This window comes from Pseudomonas abietaniphila (genome assembly GCF_900100795.1).
In the GTDB taxonomy this organism is placed as follows: Bacteria; Pseudomonadota; Gammaproteobacteria; order Pseudomonadales; family Pseudomonadaceae; genus Aquipseudomonas; species Aquipseudomonas abietaniphila.
The window spans coordinates 24419-41752 of the sequence record NZ_FNCO01000020.1 but is presented as its reverse complement, the minus strand read 5'-3'; the positions used below and the strand labels follow the sequence as shown (position 1 = coordinate 41752).

The 17334-nt window shown below is 60.4% G+C and carries 16 protein-coding genes; 11 read left to right on the top strand and 5 right to left on the bottom strand.

Annotated elements, in window-relative coordinates; all coding sequences use genetic code 11:
* Positions 1-270 precede the first annotated feature (270 nt).
* From rfbB to BLS87_RS28275, 6 genes are all read left to right on the top strand, one after another.
* Complete coding sequence (gene rfbB, locus BLS87_RS28300; RefSeq protein WP_074757970.1) at positions 271-1350, top strand: dTDP-glucose 4,6-dehydratase; 1080 nt, start codon at positions 271-273, stop codon at positions 1348-1350.
* Positions 1347-2222: a glucose-1-phosphate thymidylyltransferase RfbA gene (gene rfbA / locus BLS87_RS28295; RefSeq protein WP_074757968.1), complete on the top strand. Its 876-nt coding sequence runs from the start codon at positions 1347-1349 to the stop codon at positions 2220-2222. The genes rfbB and rfbA overlap by 4 nt, the downstream gene beginning before the upstream one ends.
* Positions 2219-2764: a dTDP-4-dehydrorhamnose 3,5-epimerase gene (gene rfbC / locus BLS87_RS28290; RefSeq protein WP_074757966.1), complete on the top strand. Its 546-nt coding sequence runs from the start codon at positions 2219-2221 to the stop codon at positions 2762-2764. Before rfbA ends, rfbC begins: the two co-directional genes overlap by 4 nt.
* Before the next feature lie 275 nt (positions 2765-3039).
* Positions 3040-4854 (top strand): sensor histidine kinase, encoded by a 1815-nt coding sequence (locus tag BLS87_RS28285; RefSeq protein WP_074757964.1) that lies wholly within the window; start codon positions 3040-3042, stop codon positions 4852-4854.
* Complete coding sequence (locus BLS87_RS28280) at positions 4851-6230, top strand: sigma-54-dependent transcriptional regulator (protein ID WP_074757962.1); 1380 nt, start codon at positions 4851-4853, stop codon at positions 6228-6230. The genes BLS87_RS28285 and BLS87_RS28280 overlap by 4 nt, the downstream gene beginning before the upstream one ends.
* Positions 6217-6681 carry a thioesterase domain-containing protein gene (locus tag BLS87_RS28275; RefSeq protein WP_074757960.1) on the top strand — a complete coding sequence of 155 codons (465 nt, stop codon included), beginning with the start codon at positions 6217-6219 and terminating at the stop codon, positions 6679-6681. The genes BLS87_RS28280 and BLS87_RS28275 overlap by 14 nt, the downstream gene beginning before the upstream one ends.
* Before the next feature lie 223 nt (positions 6682-6904).
* Here the strand turns inward: BLS87_RS28275 and cysQ are convergent, their stop codons facing one another.
* Together cysQ and nudE are read right to left on the bottom strand one after the other, a co-directional pair.
* Positions 6905-7753, bottom strand: a complete 849-nt coding sequence (gene cysQ / locus BLS87_RS28270; protein WP_074757958.1) for a 3'(2'),5'-bisphosphate nucleotidase CysQ — start codon at positions 7751-7753, stop codon at positions 6905-6907.
* On the bottom strand, positions 7750-8316 hold the full coding sequence (nudE, locus tag BLS87_RS28265; RefSeq protein ID WP_074757956.1) for an ADP compounds hydrolase NudE: 567 nt from the start codon (positions 8314-8316) through the stop codon (positions 7750-7752). Before nudE ends, cysQ begins: the two co-directional genes overlap by 4 nt.
* A 95-nt stretch (positions 8317-8411) precedes the next feature.
* Between nudE and yrfG the strand changes: the two genes are divergently transcribed.
* A complete protein-coding gene (gene yrfG, locus BLS87_RS28260) occupies positions 8412-9074 on the top strand; it encodes a GMP/IMP nucleotidase (RefSeq protein ID WP_074757954.1) in 663 nt (220 codons plus the stop codon).
* Positions 9075-9186: 112 nt separating this feature from the next.
* Here the strand turns inward: yrfG and lysM are convergent, their stop codons facing one another.
* Positions 9187-9633 (bottom strand): peptidoglycan-binding protein LysM, encoded by a 447-nt coding sequence (gene lysM, locus BLS87_RS28255; RefSeq protein ID WP_074757952.1) that lies wholly within the window; start codon positions 9631-9633, stop codon positions 9187-9189.
* A 164-nt stretch (positions 9634-9797) separates the two neighbouring features.
* On the opposite strand from lysM, the gene BLS87_RS28250 reads away from it, so the two are divergent.
* The 4 genes from BLS87_RS28250 (at position 9798) to BLS87_RS28235 (ending at position 14686) form a co-directional block, all read left to right on the top strand.
* Positions 9798-10685 carry a LysR family transcriptional regulator gene (locus tag BLS87_RS28250; protein WP_074757950.1) on the top strand — a complete coding sequence of 296 codons (888 nt, stop codon included), beginning with the start codon at positions 9798-9800 and terminating at the stop codon, positions 10683-10685.
* Between the two features lie 95 nt (positions 10686-10780).
* Positions 10781-11620: a formate dehydrogenase accessory sulfurtransferase FdhD gene (gene fdhD, locus BLS87_RS28245; protein ID WP_074757948.1), complete on the top strand. Its 840-nt coding sequence runs from the start codon at positions 10781-10783 to the stop codon at positions 11618-11620.
* A gap of 2 nt (positions 11621-11622) precedes the next feature.
* The gene (locus tag BLS87_RS28240; RefSeq protein WP_167362116.1) at positions 11623-13953 is read left to right on the top strand and encodes an FdhF/YdeP family oxidoreductase; all 2331 of its coding nucleotides are present in this window, start codon (positions 11623-11625) and stop codon (positions 13951-13953) included.
* 259 nt (positions 13954-14212) lie between these two features.
* Positions 14213-14686: a glycine zipper domain-containing protein gene (locus BLS87_RS28235; protein ID WP_074757944.1), complete on the top strand. Its 474-nt coding sequence runs from the start codon at positions 14213-14215 to the stop codon at positions 14684-14686.
* A 55-nt stretch (positions 14687-14741) separates the two neighbouring features.
* Here the strand turns inward: BLS87_RS28235 and BLS87_RS28230 are convergent, their stop codons facing one another.
* Together BLS87_RS28230 and BLS87_RS28225 are read right to left on the bottom strand one after the other, a co-directional pair.
* Complete coding sequence (locus tag BLS87_RS28230; protein WP_074757942.1) at positions 14742-15173, bottom strand: acyl-CoA thioesterase; 432 nt, start codon at positions 15171-15173, stop codon at positions 14742-14744.
* A gap of 48 nt (positions 15174-15221) precedes the next feature.
* Positions 15222-17150, bottom strand: coding sequence for a RecQ family ATP-dependent DNA helicase (locus tag BLS87_RS28225; protein WP_074757940.1), 1929 nt, complete (start codon positions 17148-17150; stop codon positions 15222-15224).
* Positions 17151-17334 lie beyond the last annotated feature (184 nt).

The window sequence follows — 17334 nt, the reverse complement described above, 5'->3', positions numbered from 1 at the left end:
CCCGAGGACGAGGTTGGACGCGCAATATCGCCAGTTGCTGACGGGATTAGCAACCCCGACCGCGTTCAACCCATGAAATTCCAGCAATGACCGACAGATAGCGTAGCCGTTAAGAGAATGAAACAGTCGCGACGGTTTTATGACGCTTTTAGGGTCCGGCCATCAATTAATTTCATGGCCTCTGGGCGGTTTGTGCCTTGCGCCTGTCACCGCACAGCCACAAGCTATGCTTCGTTATCTTGACGTCCATCCAGGGAAGAAGGTTTAGCTATGCGAATACTTGTCACCGGTGGCGCGGGTTTTATCGGTTCTGCGCTGATCCGCCATTTGATCAACAACACCGACCACGACGTACTGAACTTCGACAAATTGACCTACGCAGGCAACCTCGAATCGCTGCAGAGTATCGTCACCAATACCCGCTACGAATTCGTGCAACAGGACATCGTCGACCAGGCCGCCGTCAGCAAGGTACTCGCCCACTTCAAGCCCGATGCGATCATGCACCTGGCAGCCGAGTCTCACGTCGACCGCTCGATCGATGGGCCGGGTGAGTTCATCCAGACCAACATCGTCGGGACCTACAGCCTGCTGGAGGCGACGCGCGGCTACTGGCAAACCTTGCCGGAAGCCGAACGTGCGGCGTTCCGCTTCCACCATATCTCCACCGACGAAGTGTACGGCGACCTGCACGGCGTCGATGATCTGTTCACCGAAACCACGCCGTACGCCCCCAGCTCTCCGTATTCCGCCAGCAAGGCGGCGTCCGACCACCTGGTCCGCGCCTGGCAACGGACCTATGGCCTGCCGATCGTGGTGACCAACTGTTCGAACAACTACGGGCCGTTCCACTTCCCGGAAAAACTCATTCCGTTGGTCATCCTCAACGCACTGGCCGGAAAGCCGCTGCCTGTTTATGGCAACGGCCTGCAGGTGCGTGACTGGCTGTTCGTGGAAGATCACGCCCGCGCGCTGCTCAAGGTCGTGACCGAGGGCAAGGTCGGTGAGACGTACAACATCGGTGGCCACAACGAGCAGAAGAACATCGACGTGGTACGCGGCATCTGCGCGCTGCTCGAAGAGCTGGCACCGGAGCAGCGCAAAGGCGTGGCCCACTACACGGATCTGATCACCTACGTGACCGATCGTCCGGGCCATGACATGCGCTACGCCATCGACGCCAGCAAGATCGAACGCGAGTTGGGCTGGACGCCGGAAGAAACATTTGAATCAGGGCTGCGCAAAACCGTGCAGTGGTACCTGGACAATCTGGAGTGGTGTCGTCACGTGAAGGACGGCAGCTACCAGGGCGAACGCTTGGGCACCCACGTGAAGGATCTGATCGCATGACCAAAGGAATTGTACTGGCGGGCGGTTCGGGCACGCGCCTGCACCCCATCACCCTCGGCGTCTCCAAGCAACTGCTGCCGATCTATGACAAACCGATGATCTACTACCCGATCTCGGTGCTGATGCTGGCGGGCATCAAGGACATTCTAGTCATTTCCACCCCGCTGGACCTGCCGCAGTACCGAGCCCTGCTCGGCGATGGCAGCCAGTTCGGTGTGCATTTCCATTACGCAGAACAGCCCAAACCTGATGGCCTGGCGCAGGCTTTCCTGATTGGCGAGGAATTCATCGGCGACGACTCCGTGTGCCTGATTCTGGGCGACAACATCTTCCACGGTCAGCATTTCAGCGATCAGCTCAAGCGTGCCGCGAGCCATCCGGCCGGTGCAACGGTGTTCGGGTATTGGGTCAAGGACCCCGAACGTTTCGGTGTAGTCGACTTCGACGAGAAAGGTCAGGCGCTGTCCATCGAGGAGAAACCCAAGTCGCCGAAATCCAGCTACGCGGTGACCGGCCTTTACTTCTACGACAACGAAGTCGTTCAGATCGCCAAGGACGTCAAGCCGTCGCCCCGGGGCGAGCTTGAAATCACTGACGTCAACAACGCTTATCTCAAGCGCGGCGACCTGCGCGTCGAGCGCTTCGGCCGTGGCTTCGCCTGGCTGGACACCGGCACGCATGACAGCCTGCTGGACGCCTCGCAATACGTGCAGACCATCGAGCATCGCCAAGGCCTGAAAGTCGCGTGTCTGGAAGAGATCGCGTATCAGAACGGCTGGATCGACAAGGCTCATCTGCTCAGCCGTGCTGACTATTTCGGCAAGACCGGCTACGGTCAGTACCTGTTCAAAATTGCAGGGGAAAGCCAGTGAAAGTGACCGTGAGCGAGTTGCCTGAAGTCCTCATCATCGAGCCGAAAGTATTCGGTGATGAGCGTGGCTTCTTCTACGAGAGTTTCAACGCCAAGACGTTTGCCGCAGAAACCGGAGTTACCACCCCGTTCGTGCAGGACAACCACTCACGCTCACAAAAAGGCGTATTGCGGGGCCTGCATTATCAAATCGAAAACGCCCAGGGCAAGCTGGTGCGCGTGACCGCAGGCAAGGTGCTCGACATTGCGGTGGATATCCGCCGCAGCTCGCCGCGTTTCGGCAAATGGTTCGGCCTTGAGCTGTCAGCGGAAAACGCCAAACAGCTGTGGATTCCACCGGGCTTCGCTCACGGGTTCGTCGTACTCAGTGACAACGCCGATTTCCTCTACAAAACCACTGACTACTACACTCCCTCGGCCGAGCGCTGCATCCGCTGGGACGATCCGGACCTGGCCATCGACTGGCGCTTGAGCGAGGCGCCCACGCTGTCCGCCAAGGATCAGGTCGGCAAGCTGCTTAAAGAGGCGGATCTGTTTCCATAAGCCCGTGTGCCGGGCCGAGCATTGCGCCATCCCGGCATGACGCAATGCTGGAGTGCTTAGCTCGGCAGCGGTAGGCATAATGGGCCAACTCGATGCTGAGCGGCCCCGTCCGAATCACTGCATCGTCTGAACTGACGCTATCGCGAGCAAGCTCAGTCCTACATGGCGTTACATCTGCCTCTGTGGGAGCGAGCTTGCTCGCGAAGAGGCCGGCTCAGACGACACTGATCCGCAGACTTCACGCCGGCATCGCAACGGACCCACCGGGCGATTCAATGACCAGCACCTCCTCTCTCCCACGCCGCCCTCGCTGGCGCAGCCTCGCGTTGCTGGCGCTGATCCTGGCGCCTTTGCTGTGGCCGCTCGAACGCCTGGCGGAGCATTACTACCGCAACGAGCTGCTGAGCCAGAATCGCCAGACGCTGGACCTGTACGTCGCCAACCTGCTGGGTACGTTGCACCGCTACGAAACGCTGCCGCAGATCCTCGGTGATCTGCCCGGTCTTCGGGCAACACTGGCCAACCCTCAGGACTCCGCAGCCCAGAACAACGCCAATCAGTTGCTGATGAACATTTCGCAACAGACCGGCGCCGAAGTCATTTACCTGATGGCGCCCAATGGCGACACACTGGCGGCCTCGAACTGGGACAAACGCGACAGCTTCGTAGGCCGCAATTTCGCGTTTCGGCCCTATTTCAGCAACGCCATGGCCGGCAACCTCGGTCGCTTCTTCGGCCTGGGCACGACCTCAGCCAAACGGGGCTACTTCTTTGCGGCCGCCGTGCGCGAGGGCAATACCGTCATTGGCGTATTGGTAGTCAAGGTCGACCTGGACCTGACCGAAACCCTGTGGGGCAAGACGCCGGAGCAGCTGTTGGTCACTGACCATAATGGCGTGGTGATCCTGACCTCCAACCCCAACTGGCGATTCCGTGCGACGCGCCCGCTCAGCGAGGAAGAGAAGCAGGCAATCGTGGCCATCCAGCCCTACCCGACCCGAGATCCACGCCCTTTGCAGCTGGATGACAATGGCTGGCTCACCCAGACCCAGCACATCGACGAAACCGGCTGGAGCGTGAGCATCCTGGCGCCGAAGGTGCTGGTGTCGCGCCCGGTGCGCACGGTCGTTGCCATCGGCGGTGCCACATTGCTGGTGGTGATGCTGTTGCTGGGCATCATGATGCAGCGCCGTCGTCATTATCTGGACCGTATCAATTTCGAGGGCAAGGCACGGCGAGACCTGGAAGTGCGGGTCGTCGAGCGCACGGCCGATCTGGAGGGTTTGAACCGACGGCTGCGCCAGGAAGTGCTGGAGCGCGAGCACGCGCAGCAGGAGCTGTTCCGCGCGCAGGACGAACTGGTTCAGGCCGGAAAACTGTCGGCGCTGGGCACCATGTCGGCCAGCATCAGCCACGAACTCAATCAGCCGCTCGCGGCGATTCGCAGTTACGCCGAGAACGCTGAAGTCTTGCTGGATCACCAGCGCACCGATGATGCACGGGGCAACCTCAAACTGATCAGCGAACTGACCGGGCGCATGGCCTCAATCATCGCGCACCTGCGGGCATTCGCCCGACGCGATCGCCATGCGCCGGAAAGCGTAGCGCTGCAACCGGCGCTGGACGATGCCCTGGCCCTGCTCGCCAAGCGGCGCAGGGCGATGGACGTCGAGCTGATTCGCGACCTCCCGGACGCCACGCTGTGGGTTCAGGCCGGCGAAACGCGTTTACGTCAGGTCCTGGGTAATCTGCTGGCGAACGCACTGGATGCCCTCACCGAAAAAGGCCCGCCGCGCAAACTGTGGATCAGTGCCGAACACAACGCCGAAGGCGTGAATCTGTACATTCGCGACAACGGTCCGGGCTTCTCTCGTGAGGCGCTGGAACATGCCCGCGAGCCGTTCTTCACCACCAAGACCCGCACGCAGGGGTTGGGCCTTGGCCTGGCGATCTGCGATACCCTGATGCGCGCCCTGGGCGGCGAATTGTTGTTCGCCAATCACCCCGAAGGCGGCGCACTGTTGACGCTGCGTATGCGCACCGGCGCTTCAGGGGTCAGCCTTCAACCGCCAGAGGATCTATCTGCATGACCACGGACACCGCCATCGACAGCCGAATTCAGGTGGTGCTGATCGACGACGACCCGCATCTGCGTCAGGCGCTGAGCCAGACACTGGATCTGGCCGGACTGAAAATCCTTCCATTGAGCGACGCCACAGGCCTGCAGGCACGCATCGAACGTGACTGGCCGGGCGTGATCGTCAGCGATATCCGCATGCCGGGCATCGACGGGCTGGAACTGCTGAACCAGCTGCACGCTCACGACCCGGAGTTGCCGGTGCTGCTGATTACCGGGCACGGCGATGTGCCGCTGGCAGTCCAGGCGATGCGCGCGGGCGCTTACGATTTCCTTGAAAAGCCGTTCGCCAGCGATGCGTTGCTCGACAGTGTGCGACGCGCGCTGGCGCTGCGACGACTGGTGCTGGACAACCGAAGCCTGCGCCTGGAACTCAGTGATCGTCAGCAATTAAGCACGCGATTGGTCGGGCTCTCGACGCCGATTCAGCGCCTGCGCGATCAGATTGGCGCACTCGCCGCGACCAAAGCCGATGTATTGATTCTGGGCGAAACCGGCGCGGGCAAAGAGGTCGTTGCCCGCGCGCTGCATGATCTGTCCAATCGCCGGGCCGGGCCGTTCGTGGCCATCAATGCCGGCGCGCTGGCGGAATCGGTGGTGGAAAGCGAGCTGTTCGGGCACGAACCCGGCGCGTTCACGGGCGCGCAGAAACGGCGCATCGGCAAGTTCGAATTCGCTAACGGCGGCACGCTGTTTCTCGATGAGATCGAGAGCATGAGCATGGACGTACAGGTAAAACTGCTGCGCCTTTTGCAGGAACGCGTCGTCGAGCGTCTTGGCGGGAACCAGCAGATTCCGCTGGATATCCGGGTCATCGCGGCGACCAAGGAGGATCTGCGTCACGCAGCCGATCAGGGCCGCTTCCGCGCCGACTTGTATTACCGGTTGAACGTGGCGCCGCTGCGCATTCCCCCGCTGCGCGAGCGTGGCGAGGATGCGCTGGTGCTGTTCCAGCACTTTGCCGATGCCGCGAGCCTGCGCCATGGGTTGCCTCGCCATGAGCTGCAACCGGGCCATCGGGCGATGTTGCTGCGCCACACCTGGCCAGGCAACGTGCGTGAGCTTCAGAACGCCGCCGAACGTTTCGCGCTGGGCCTGGAGCTGGAACTGGAAGGCGCTGCCCAGGCGAACATGCCGTCGTCGAGCGGCGGCCTCAGCGAGCAGGTCGAAGCGTTTGAGCGCGCCTTGATCGCCGCTGAACTCACACGCCCTCACAGTTCCGTGCGCAGCCTCGCCGAAGCGCTCGGCGTCCCACGCAAAACCCTGCACGACAAGCTGCGCAAACATGGCCTGACCTTCAGCGGCGGTGGTTCCGATGACAACGAATGACTCAACGTCGCAAATGCTGGAAGACGTTCTGCATCAGGACATTCCCCTGACGCGTGACATGGGCGTCAAGGTCATCAGTTGGCAGAACCATTCATTGCGCCTGCACTTGCCGCTTGAGCCCAACATCAACCACAAAAGCACCCTGTTTGGCGGCAGCTTGTATTGCGGCGCGGTATTGGCGGGTTGGGGCTGGTTGTACTTGCGCTTGAAGGAAGCCGGGATCGAAGACGGGCACATCGTGATTCACGAGGGCCAGATCAGCTATCCGCTGCCCGTCAAACGCGACGGCGTGGCCATCTGCGATGCACCGGATGACGCGACCTGGGACAAGTTCGTGAAAATGTACCAACGCCGTGGCCGTGCGCGGTTGGCGTTGAGCACGCGGATTGTGGCCGAGGGCTCCGAGGATTCAGCAGTGGAATTCGTGGGGCAATACGTGCTGCATCGCTAAAACCGGAATTTGATATCTGTCCCTGTAGGAGCGTGGCTTGTCCCGCGATCGGCTGCGAAGCAGTCGCCAATCCGGCAATTGCGGTATTCCTGAATGATCGCGACTGCCGATTTTACTGCCGCTTCGCGGCAGATCGCGGGACAAGCCACGCTCCCACGCCCTCCGGGCAGAAGCAGAGTCGCTACAGCCCCAGCATTGCGATCTGAAGGTATACCGCTAGAGTTCAATTCTCGGCCGTCGCCAACTCAATCAACGCATCACGCCAGGCCGCCTCACCCGGCAGCGCCAAAAAGAACCCGTTCAGCAGCGATTCTCTCGCCGGATAATCGAACGTCTCGCCCGCCAGGTTCAGCACCACGCCGCCCGCGCCTTCCAGTACGCCTTGAGCAGCGGCCGTGTCCCATTGCGAGGTCGGCGCCAGGCGCGGATAGCAATCGGCGGCGCCTTCGGCCACCAGGCAAAACTTCAACGAGCTGCCGATCGTGGTCAGCTGTAAGTCGCCCACTACCGCAGACAATCCGGCGAGCAGTTTTTCCTGCTCCGGGCTTGAATGACGACGGCTGGCCACAACCGTGAACGACTCCCCGGCTGCCGGTTTGTCACGCACGCTGATCGGCTCGATATGAGCGGTATCGTCGCTGCGCCACGCACCCAGACTCGCCCCGCCGAAGTAACAGCGATTGTTGGTCGGCATCGACACCACGCCAAACACCACACGACCATTCTCGATCAGCGCGACGTTGACGGTGAACTCTTCGCTGCCGGAAATGAACTCCTTGGTGCCATCCAGAGGATCGACCAGCCACCAGCGCTGCCACTGACTGCGCTCGCTCAGCGGAATATTCGCGTCCTCTTCAGACAGGATCTGGATGCTTGGGTCCAGCGCCTTCAAGCCTGCGACCAGTACCTCATGAGCCGCAATGTCAGCCGCCGTGACCGGCGAGTCGTCGGACTTGGCGGTGACTTCCACGCCCGAGCGCCAGAACGGCAGAATCACTTCGCCGGCGCGGCGGCACAGGTCGATCACGGGTGCGAGCAACGGGTGCGGGAGGTCTGAAAACATGTGGGTCATGGCTGGAATACTCCGCGCTGAATCAACAGGTCACGTGCCAGATACAGCGCGGCCAAGGCACGTCCTTCGGAAAATTGAGGGTGTTGAACGAGGCTGGAAAGCTCGCGCAAATTGATCTTGTCCACACGCATCGGCTCAGGCTCGTCGCCTGGCAGGCGCTCTTCATAGAGATCGGTCGCCAACACCACCTGGATCTTCTGGCTCATGTAGCCGGGCGAGAGTGACAACTCGGTCAGGTGTTCAAGCTGGCGGGCGCCGTAACCGGCCTCCTCCTTGAGTTCACGGTCGGCGGCGGCCAGCACGTCTTCGCCCGGCTCGACCAGGCCTTTGGGCAGTGACAATTCATACTCGTCCGTGCCGCCGCAGTACTCTTCCACCAACACCGCGTGCTCGGCATCGAGCATCGCCACGATCATCACCGCGCCATAACCATTGCCGCGTCCGACCAGACGCTCATACACACGCTCCACGCCGTTGGAAAAGCGTAACTGCACTTCTTCGACGCGGAAAAGACGGCTGCTCGCGACGATTTCGCGGGCGAGTACGGTGGGTTTCTGGCGCATGACGAGCTCCTTGGCGTAGACGGGGTACTATACCGTGGCTTTTCCGAATGTCTTTGTCGGAAAGCCCAGTGACTATTCATCGCCGAGAGACCTGTATGCCTTCTTTGCCCTGGCGCGACATCGACACCGTTCTGCTGGATATGGACGGAACGCTGCTCGACCTGCACTTCGACAACCATTTCTGGCTGGAGTATCTGCCTCAGCGCTACGCCGAACTGCACGGTGTCAGCCGCGCCATGGCACAGCTGGAACTGATGCCGCTGTTCGAGAAAAACGCAGGCACGCTGAACTGGTACTGCACGGACTTCTGGAGCGCAGAGCTGAAGCTCTCGGTGAAAGACCTGAAGGTTGAGATTGCGCACTTGATCGCATTGCGTCCGGACGCCGAGACGTTTCTCGCTGCCATCAAACAGGCCGGCAAGCGCGTGATCATGATCACCAACGCTCACCGCGACTCACTGTCACTGAAGATGGAACGGCTGGAGCTGGCACCGTATTTCGAGCGTCTGATCAGCTCCCACGACTACGGTTACCCCAAGGAAAACCCACAGTTCTGGGACGCGCTGCACGCCGACATCGGCTTCGATCCCGCGCGCAGTCTGTTTATCGACGACACATTGCCGATCCTGCGCAGCGCAGGGCGGTACGGGGTCAGACATTTGCTTGCGGTGCGTGAACCGGACAGCAAGAAGGGACCCAAGGATACGGAAGAGTTCGCGGCGCTGGAGGATTATCGGGAGTTGATTGAAGGGCTGTAGATTTTTATCAGATGAACCAACGCCGTCGCGGGCAAAGGCGTGCCTACAGCGATCGCGGTCCCTGTAGGAGCGCGCTTGCCCGCGAAGACGTACGTTCAGGCGACGATGATGCTCACTCCGGAATCCGCAACACCTGCCCCGGATAGATCTTGTTCACATCCTTGAGCATCGGCTTGTTGGCGTCGAAGATCTTCTGGTACTTGTTCGGGTCGCCATAGACCCGTTTCGAGATCGCGCTCAGGGTGTCGCCTTTTTCGACCGTGACGAATTTCGCAGCAGCGACTGCCGGTGCGCCTGCTGCGACCGTCAATTGATCATCCACACTGCCCACACCTTCGATGTTGCCTGCGGCGAGAATGATCTTTTCCTTCTCTTCCTGACTGGCAACCTCGCCCGTCAACGTGACTTTGTCGCCTTCCACTGTCGCTTGAACATTAGGATTGCCCAGCCCCACTTTTGCGATGTGCTCCTTCAACTGCTCGCCGGCATTCGCGTTACCTGGCGTAAGAAGGTCGATGAGTTTTTCACCGGCTTCTTTGACGAAACTGAAAAGGCCCATAACTCTTTCTCCCTGCGTTTTTTTGATGTCCGAATCTCAACCATAGCCGCGTCGCGCAAACCGCTCCGTGCATCCGACCAATGACCCCATCGGCAATCAACGCCCCGTGCGACATCCTGCCGCGCTAGAATCGCCCGGCCAGCCCTGTGCCTTGCGGAGTGACAATGGACATCAAACAGCTGAAATTCCTGATCGCCCTCGACGAGACCCGTCACTTCGGGCAGGCGGCTGCACGTTGCCATATCACTCAACCCACGCTGTCCATGCGCTTGCGCAGCCTCGAAGAAGAGCTGGACTTGCCCTTGGTCAACCGCGGCCAGCGGTTTGAAGGATTTACCGCGCCGGGCGAGCGGGTCCTGGCGTGGGCACGCACGGTATTGGCGGCGTATGACGGCTTGCAGGCCGAAGCCGCTGCCTGTCGCGGGCACCTGGTCGGTACGTTGCGTCTGGGCGTCGTTCCGCTGTCGAACTTCGACCCGCTGCCGTTGCTGCAGCGTCTGCACACGGTTCACCCGAACATGCGCTTTGAATTGTCCTCACTCAGCTCCGAGCAGATCCTCGATCAACTGGCGAGCAATCGGCTGGACCTGGGCGTCTCGTACCTGGACCGTCTCGACACCGATCGCTTTGATTCACTCGAGCTGGGTGAAACCCGCATGGGCCTGATGTACGACCAGCGTCATTTCAGTTTTGGTGACGAACCGTTGAGTTGGGAGAGCCTGATCGAACTGCCGCTGGGCATGCTGACCAGCGGCATGCACTTTCGTCAGTCCATCGATCACAACTTCCACAGCCGAGGCCTGCAGCCTCAGCCGCTGATCCAGACCGATGCCGTGCATCAACTGCTGCAAGCGGTTCACGGAGGCTTCTGTTGCGCGATCATGCCGCTGGACGGCGGCCTGGAAACGCTGACCGAACATCTTCGCCTGCAACCAATCGAGCAGGCCCAGACACTGGCTCACCTGGGGCTGATCATGCGCCGCGCCGCACCGCGTTCGGCGCTGGCAGAAGCCTGTTTTGGCCTGTATCAGAAAATGATCGAGCCTTCTTGATCGACGTCATCTATCACGGCATCAGTACTAGCGATTAGACGTTATCCGACCAGAGGCCTAGGCTTACGGTCTGAATACTCTGCCGGTACTTCCCGATGCATTCCAAGCACACGGAGAGCACGGCGCCCGCAAAACAACTGCCCGCGCCTGCCGCAAGCCAGTCTTACAGCTACTCAAATCTGGAACACGACACCTGCGAACCTAACGTGCTCGCCGAAGAGGTGGCGTTGGCCATTGCCTACAACGGCATCAGCCAGGCCGTGATGCTGGTGACGCCGACCGATCTGGAAGACTTCATCGTCGGGTTCAGCATCGGCAGCGGCATCATCGAATCCCCTGATGAGATTTACGACATCAAGCTCGGCGGCTGCGGCTCTGCGCAAACTGCAGAGGTCGAAATTGCCAGTCGCGCCTTCTGGAACCTCAAGACCCAGCGTCGGCAACTGGCAGGCACCAGCGGCTGCGGTCTATGTGGCGTGGAAGCCGTCGAACAGGCCCTGCCTGAACTGAACGTCCTGCCCGGCGCACCCTTGCCGCCCGCTGAATGGCTCAGAGGCCTGCGTGAGCGCATGAGCGAATTTCAACCATTGGGCGAACACTGCGGTGCCGTCCACGCGGCGATGTTCATGAACGATCAGGGCAAGTTGCTGATGGGCCGCGAAGACATCGGTCGCCACAACGCCCTCGACAAGCTGATCGGCGCCTTGATTCGCCAGAACATCCCGACCACAGGCGGTCTGGCGGTCGTGACCAGCCGCTGCAGCCTCGAATTGATTCAGAAAGTCCTGCGTGCCGGCATTCAAACCCTTGTCAGCCTGTCCTCGCCCACGGGCCTGGCGCTGCAATGGGCACGCCGTCACAACCTCAACCTCATTCATTTGCCGAAACACAGTGCGCCGCGGGTTTACAGCCCTGCCTTGGAGAAAAAAGCGTGAGCATGCACAAACAAGCCGACAAGACCCCTGTCCCGCGCTACAAGCCCTACAAAGGCCCGGCCGGTGGATGGGGCGCGCTGATCAGCGTGACACAAGCCTGGCTGACCAGCGACAACGCGCTGAAGAACCTGCGCATGATGCTCAAGACCAACCAGAACGGCGGCTTCGACTGCCCGGGTTGCGCCTGGGGTGATTCGCCGGAAAGCGGCATGGTCAAGTTCTGCGAAAACGGTGCCAAGGCGGTCAACTGGGAAGCCACCAAGCGCCGCGTCGATCCGTCGTTCTTCGCCCGTTACAGCGTCAGCGCCTTGCTGGAGCAAAGTGACTACTGGCTGGAATACCAGGGCCGTCTGACCGAACCGATGGTGTACGACGCCGATTCCGATCGCTACAAACCGATCGCGTGGGACGATGCGTTCGCGCTGATCGCCAAACACCTCAACAACCTGCCAAGCCCGAACATGGCCGAGTTCTATACCTCGGGTCGGGCCAGCAACGAAGCCGCTTACCTGTACCAATTGTTCGTGCGCGCCTACGGCACCAACAACTTCCCTGACTGCTCGAACATGTGCCACGAAGCCAGCGGCGTTGCCCTGTCACAAAGTGTGGGCGTCGGCAAAGGCACCGTGACCTTCGATGACTTCGAACATGCCGACGCGATTTTCGTGTTGGGTCAGAACCCCGGCACCAACCACCCGCGCATGCTCGAACCCCTGCGTGAGGCCGTTCAACGCGGCGCCCAAGTGGTGTGCGTGAACCCATTGAAAGAGCGTGGGCTGGAGCGCTTCCAGCACCCGCAACACCCACTGGAAATGCTCAGCAACGGTTCCGAACCGACCAACACCGCCTACTTCCGCCCGGCACTGGGTGGCGACATGGCGCTGCTGCGGGGCATGGCCAAATTCCTGCTGCAATGGGAACGCGAAGCGCAGGCCAAGGGCGAGCCAGCCGTATTCGATCACGCGTTCATCAACGAACACACCAACGGGGTGCTGGACTACCTGGCAAAAGTCGACGAGACCTCCTGGGAGTTCATCGTCGAGCAATCCGGCTTGCCGCTGGTGGATATCGAACGCTCTGCGCGCATGTACGCCAAAGGCAAGAACGTGATCATGTGCTGGGCGATGGGCATCACCCAGCATCGTCACTCGGTGCCGACCATTCAGGAAGTCGCCAACCTGATGCTGCTGCGCGGCAATATCGGCCGGCCGGGCGCGGGTCTGTGCCCGGTGCGTGGCCACAGCAACGTGCAGGGCGACCGCACCATGGGCATCAACGAGCGCCCACCGGCGTTCTTCCTCGACGCCCTGGAAAAACGCTTCCAGTTCAAAGTGCCACGCGACAATGGCCACAACGTGGTCGAAGCGATTCACGCCATGCTTGAAGGCCGCTCGAAAGTCTTCATCGGCCTGGGCGGCAACTTCGCACAAGCCACACCGGACAGCCCGCGCACGTTTGAGGCGCTGCGCAACTGCGACCTGACCGTGCAGATCAGCACCAAGCTCAACCGCAGCCATCTGACCCACGGCAAGGAAGCGCTGATCCTGCCGTGCTTCGGCCGCACCGACATCGACATCCAGGCCGACGGCCCGCAAGCGGTGACCGTGGAAGACTCCTTCAGCATGGTTCACGCCTCCAACGGCCAACTCAAGCCGCTGTCGCGTCAAATGCGTTCGGAGCCAGCGATTCTGGCGGGCATCGCCAATGCAACACTGGGCAAGCAGCCGGTGGACTGGCTGTGGCTGGTGGAAGATTACAGCCGCATCCGCGACCTGATCGCCGACACCATTCCGGCGTTCAAAGACTTCAACGAGAAGATCAAGCACCCGGGCGGTTTCTATCTGGGTAACTCCGCAGGCTCGCGCAAGTGGAACACGCCGAGTGCGCGCGCCAACTTCAAGTCGAACGTGCTGCCGAGCGACCTGGTCCACGAAAGCATCCGCGGGACGGGTATCGTGCCGGACCTGATCATGCAATCCATGCGTTCCCATGATCAGTACAACACCACGATTTACGGCCTGGACGACCGTTATCGCGGCGTGAAAGGCCAGCGTGACGTGATCTTCCTCAACGAGGCCGACATCATTCGTCTGGGCTTCGTACCCGGCCAGAAAGCGGACATTGTGTCGATCTGGGGCGATGACATCGAGCGTCGCGTCAAAGGCTTCACATTGCTGCCGTTCGACATTCCTGCTGGCCAGGCGGCGGCTTACTACCCAGAGGTCAACCCATTGGTGCCGCTGGAAAGCGTGGGCGACGGCAGTCACACACCCACGTCGAAATTCGTGGCGATCAAGCTGGAACGGCATAGCGAAACGGCACGGATTATCTAATCCCTTGTAGGAGCGCTTTATCACACTCGATTGCGTGAAACGCCCTACAAGCAGATTTCCATTCGCGCACAAAAAAGGCCCGAATCGCTTGATTCGGGCCTGTGTGAAGTAGTCTATGACTCAATAAACCGACTTAAGTTCCCGACTAAAAACAATCACTTAGCGATTTGTATACAAGTCGTGTTATTCGTCGGATTTCGATTGTGACATTTTCTTCATGATTGCAGGATCGCGTCGTCATCCCTACGAGCATCCATACATGAAGTATTCCTCGATTCTGTTGTTGTCCCTCTCCCTGGCCACTGGTTTCGCCTCCGCTGGCGACAACGTGACGGCCGGTGTGGGCGGCGCATTGGGTGGGGTACTGGGTTCGGTTGTTGGCCAGCAAATCGGCGGCAGCACCGGATCCGCGATTGGCGCGGGCCTTGGTGGCGCAGCGGGCGGTGCCGTCGGCGCAAACCGCCACAACCGTACTGAAGCGGCCATTGGCGGCGGCCTGGGCGCAGCCGGCGGTAACGTCATCGGCCGTAGCGTCGGCGGCAGCACCGGCAGCCTGATCGGCGCAGCAGCGGGCGGCGGCGCCGGTGGCGCACTGGGCAACTACATGGGCGATCAAAGCCGCCATGACGACGATAATCGCCGTGGCTACCGTGGCGACCGCCGTGACTACCGCCATGGTCATGGCCCCCGTCATCACGACCACGGCCGTCATCGCGGCTGGCGTCATCGCTGACAGTCAGCGCAACGTCGCACACACACCGGCCGCTTCCTTGCGGCCGGTTGTCGTTTCAGAGCACCAACTGTTCCATCGCCTCACGCAATTCGGCAGGAATCGCCACCGGCTGATTCGATGCGCGATCCACGAACACATGAACGAAACGCCCAGCAGCACAAGCCTCCTCCTCACCGGCCTTGAAAACCGCCAGCTCGTATTGCACCGAACTGTTGCCTAACTTGCCCACCCGTAAACCGACCTCGATCAGGTCCGGGTACGCGATCGATGCAAAGTAGTCACACGATGAACTGACCACAAACCCGACAACCTCTCCGTCGTGTATATCCAGCCCGCCTCGCTCGATCAGATAACTGTTCACAGCGCTGTCGAAAAAGCTGTAATAGGTGACGTTGTTCACGTGCCCGTAAATGTCGTTGTCGTGCCAGCGCGTGGTGATGGGCTGGAAATGGCGATAGTCGGCACGTTGCGGAGTCGGTTGGGACATTCAGTCTTCCTCTACTGTCGATCAATCCTGTGGAAACGGCTCAAACACTCATTGGTGACTCAGCACCCAGTCCCGCACCGAGGCATAGGGATAGTCCTCGAGCACGGCAAACCCGGCGATACTCCTTGCCTTGAGCCTGGTGAACAGCGGCACGCTGATGCCGCAGAGAAACCGGGTCAGGCATTCAGTGCTGGGATCATGGCCTCGCGCCTCGCGATGCTTGCCGATGAAATCGCCACAGAGCGCCTCGAAGCTCTGTTGCTCCAGCGGCTCGAGAGCCGGCGGCTCGGGCAAGCGAGCCACGTGACCTGCACACACCGAACAATGCCCGCAACGCTCGGGCGCCTGGGCGTCGCCGAAATACTGCGCCAGACGATGGCTCAAACACTGCTCACTGGCAAACAGATCCAGCATGGCGTGAATGCGCGCCACCTCGGTCGTTTCGTGGTGCGCGAAATAATCATGCAGTTCCTCGCTGAGCGCCTTTGCATCGAAGTCGGTCACCAACAGGCTGTACACCTCCGTCATCTGCTTGCTTTCAAGCTCGATCCAGCCCTTCTCCTGAAAGAAATCCAGCGCCGTGACGACCCGTGAGCGCTCCGCTTGATACTGCTGATACATGGCGTCGAAATTGACGGTAGCCCACGTGCGCGCACGGCTGGAAGTCTCGACGAGCGCTTGCACGAACTGCTGCCGCTCGCCCTGAAAACGCGCCACGAGTTCGTGCGGCTCGATCAGGTACTTGAACCGGTATTCGGCGAAGTAGGCATAACGCGGCGCGATGATGCCTCGCAGCTCCAGCTGCACCAGCAGGGTCTTGAGCGGCAACTGACGAATGTTGCTCATCTCACAGAGCGGCAACAGCAAAAACTCCCACTGCCCGTCGTTACGCGCATTGAGCAGGTCATCCAGCACCCGAGCAATACCTTCGCGCTCAGGCGTGTCGCCGTACACAAAGTTCTCCAGCACATTCAGGCTGTCGCGATTGGCCAGAACCAGGCATTCCGAGACGGCCCCATCGCGCCCCGCCCGACCGATTTCCTGACTGTAGTTTTCAATGGATTTCGGCAGGTCGAAGTGCACCACATTGCGGATATCGCTCTTGTCGATGCCCATCCCGAAAGCGATGGTGGCAACGATGCAATTCAGTCGCCCGTCCATGAACTGCCGTTGAATGGACTCACGCTTATCGTGAGGCAGTCCCGCGTGATAGGCGTGCGCCGGAATGCCGTTTTGCGCCAGATGAGCCGCGACGAACTCCGCTGTTTTTTGCAGCGTGACGTAGACGATGCTCGGCTGCCCCGCGCGTTCGCCAAGCCATTGCACCAGCCGACGGCGCTTGTCACGGCCAGGTGTAGGCTCCACGTGTAATGTCAGGTTGGCTCGATAGAAGCCTGTCGTCACCACGTCGTCGGGGGCAATGGCGAATTTGCTCTGCATGTCGTCGATGACGTTTGGCGTAGCGGTAGCCGTCAGCAGCAACACCTGTGGGATCTTGAACTCGCGCTGGTAGTCCGGAAGCTTGAGGTAGTCGGGCCTGAAGTTATGCCCCCACTCCGAAATGCAGTGCGCTTCATCGATCACCAGCAACGAGATAGGCACTTGCGCGATGAAGTGCCTGAAGCGTTCATTCTTCAGGCGTTCGACCGAGATCATGAGAATTTTCAGCTCGCCTGAACGCGCGCGCGACATGACGTCCGCGATCTCCTCGCGACTCTGCGCCGAATCGATACTCGCGGCCGCGATGCCATGACGCTGCAAAAAAGCCAACTGATCCTGAATCAGCGCCAGCAATGGCGACACCACGAGGGTCAGGTGCGGCAGCAGCAACGCGGGCAATTGATAACACAGCGACTTGCCCGAGCCTGTGGGAAAGATTGCTGCAGCAGAACGCCCGGCCAACACCGCACTGATCGCGGCCTCTTGTCCGGTGCGAAACTGCCGATAACCGAACACCTGTTCAAGGGTTTGATGCATAGCTGCCACTCCATGGACCGTCGCAAAGGTGAGCCACCTTAACGCGGTGGGTTTGGGCGCAGTACACCGAAACCGTTACAGAAATGCCAACCAGGATACAGACCCGGTACGGCATCGATACGTTGTACTAGCAAAACAACATTGCGGCGTTTAACCTCGCCGCCACACACGTTACGTTTTATGT

Coding starts and splice junctions, on each gene's coding strand:
- rfbA (WP_074757968.1), top strand. CDS start 1,347: ATGACCAAAGGAATTGTACTGGCGGGCGGTTCGGGCACGCGCCTGCAC.
- nudE (WP_074757956.1), bottom strand. CDS start 8,316: ATGCGCCAGAAACCCACCGTACTCGCCCGCGAAATCGTCGCGAGCAGC.
- fdhD (WP_074757948.1), top strand. CDS start 10,781: ATGCATTCCAAGCACACGGAGAGCACGGCGCCCGCAAAACAACTGCCC.
- cysQ (WP_074757958.1), bottom strand. CDS start 7,753: ATGACCCACATGTTTTCAGACCTCCCGCACCCGTTGCTCGCACCCGTG.
- yrfG (WP_074757954.1), top strand. CDS start 8,412: ATGCCTTCTTTGCCCTGGCGCGACATCGACACCGTTCTGCTGGATATG.
- lysM (WP_074757952.1), bottom strand. CDS start 9,633: ATGGGCCTTTTCAGTTTCGTCAAAGAAGCCGGTGAAAAACTCATCGAC.
- BLS87_RS28250 (WP_074757950.1), top strand. CDS start 9,798: ATGGACATCAAACAGCTGAAATTCCTGATCGCCCTCGACGAGACCCGT.
- BLS87_RS28275 (WP_074757960.1), top strand. CDS start 6,217: ATGACAACGAATGACTCAACGTCGCAAATGCTGGAAGACGTTCTGCAT.
- rfbB (WP_074757970.1), top strand. CDS start 271: ATGCGAATACTTGTCACCGGTGGCGCGGGTTTTATCGGTTCTGCGCTG.
- BLS87_RS28240 (WP_167362116.1), top strand. CDS start 11,623: ATGCACAAACAAGCCGACAAGACCCCTGTCCCGCGCTACAAGCCCTAC.
- BLS87_RS28285 (WP_074757964.1), top strand. CDS start 3,040: ATGACCAGCACCTCCTCTCTCCCACGCCGCCCTCGCTGGCGCAGCCTC.
- BLS87_RS28235 (WP_074757944.1), top strand. CDS start 14,213: ATGAAGTATTCCTCGATTCTGTTGTTGTCCCTCTCCCTGGCCACTGGT.
- BLS87_RS28230 (WP_074757942.1), bottom strand. CDS start 15,173: ATGTCCCAACCGACTCCGCAACGTGCCGACTATCGCCATTTCCAGCCC.
- BLS87_RS28225 (WP_074757940.1), bottom strand. CDS start 17,150: ATGCATCAAACCCTTGAACAGGTGTTCGGTTATCGGCAGTTTCGCACC.
- BLS87_RS28280 (WP_074757962.1), top strand. CDS start 4,851: ATGACCACGGACACCGCCATCGACAGCCGAATTCAGGTGGTGCTGATC.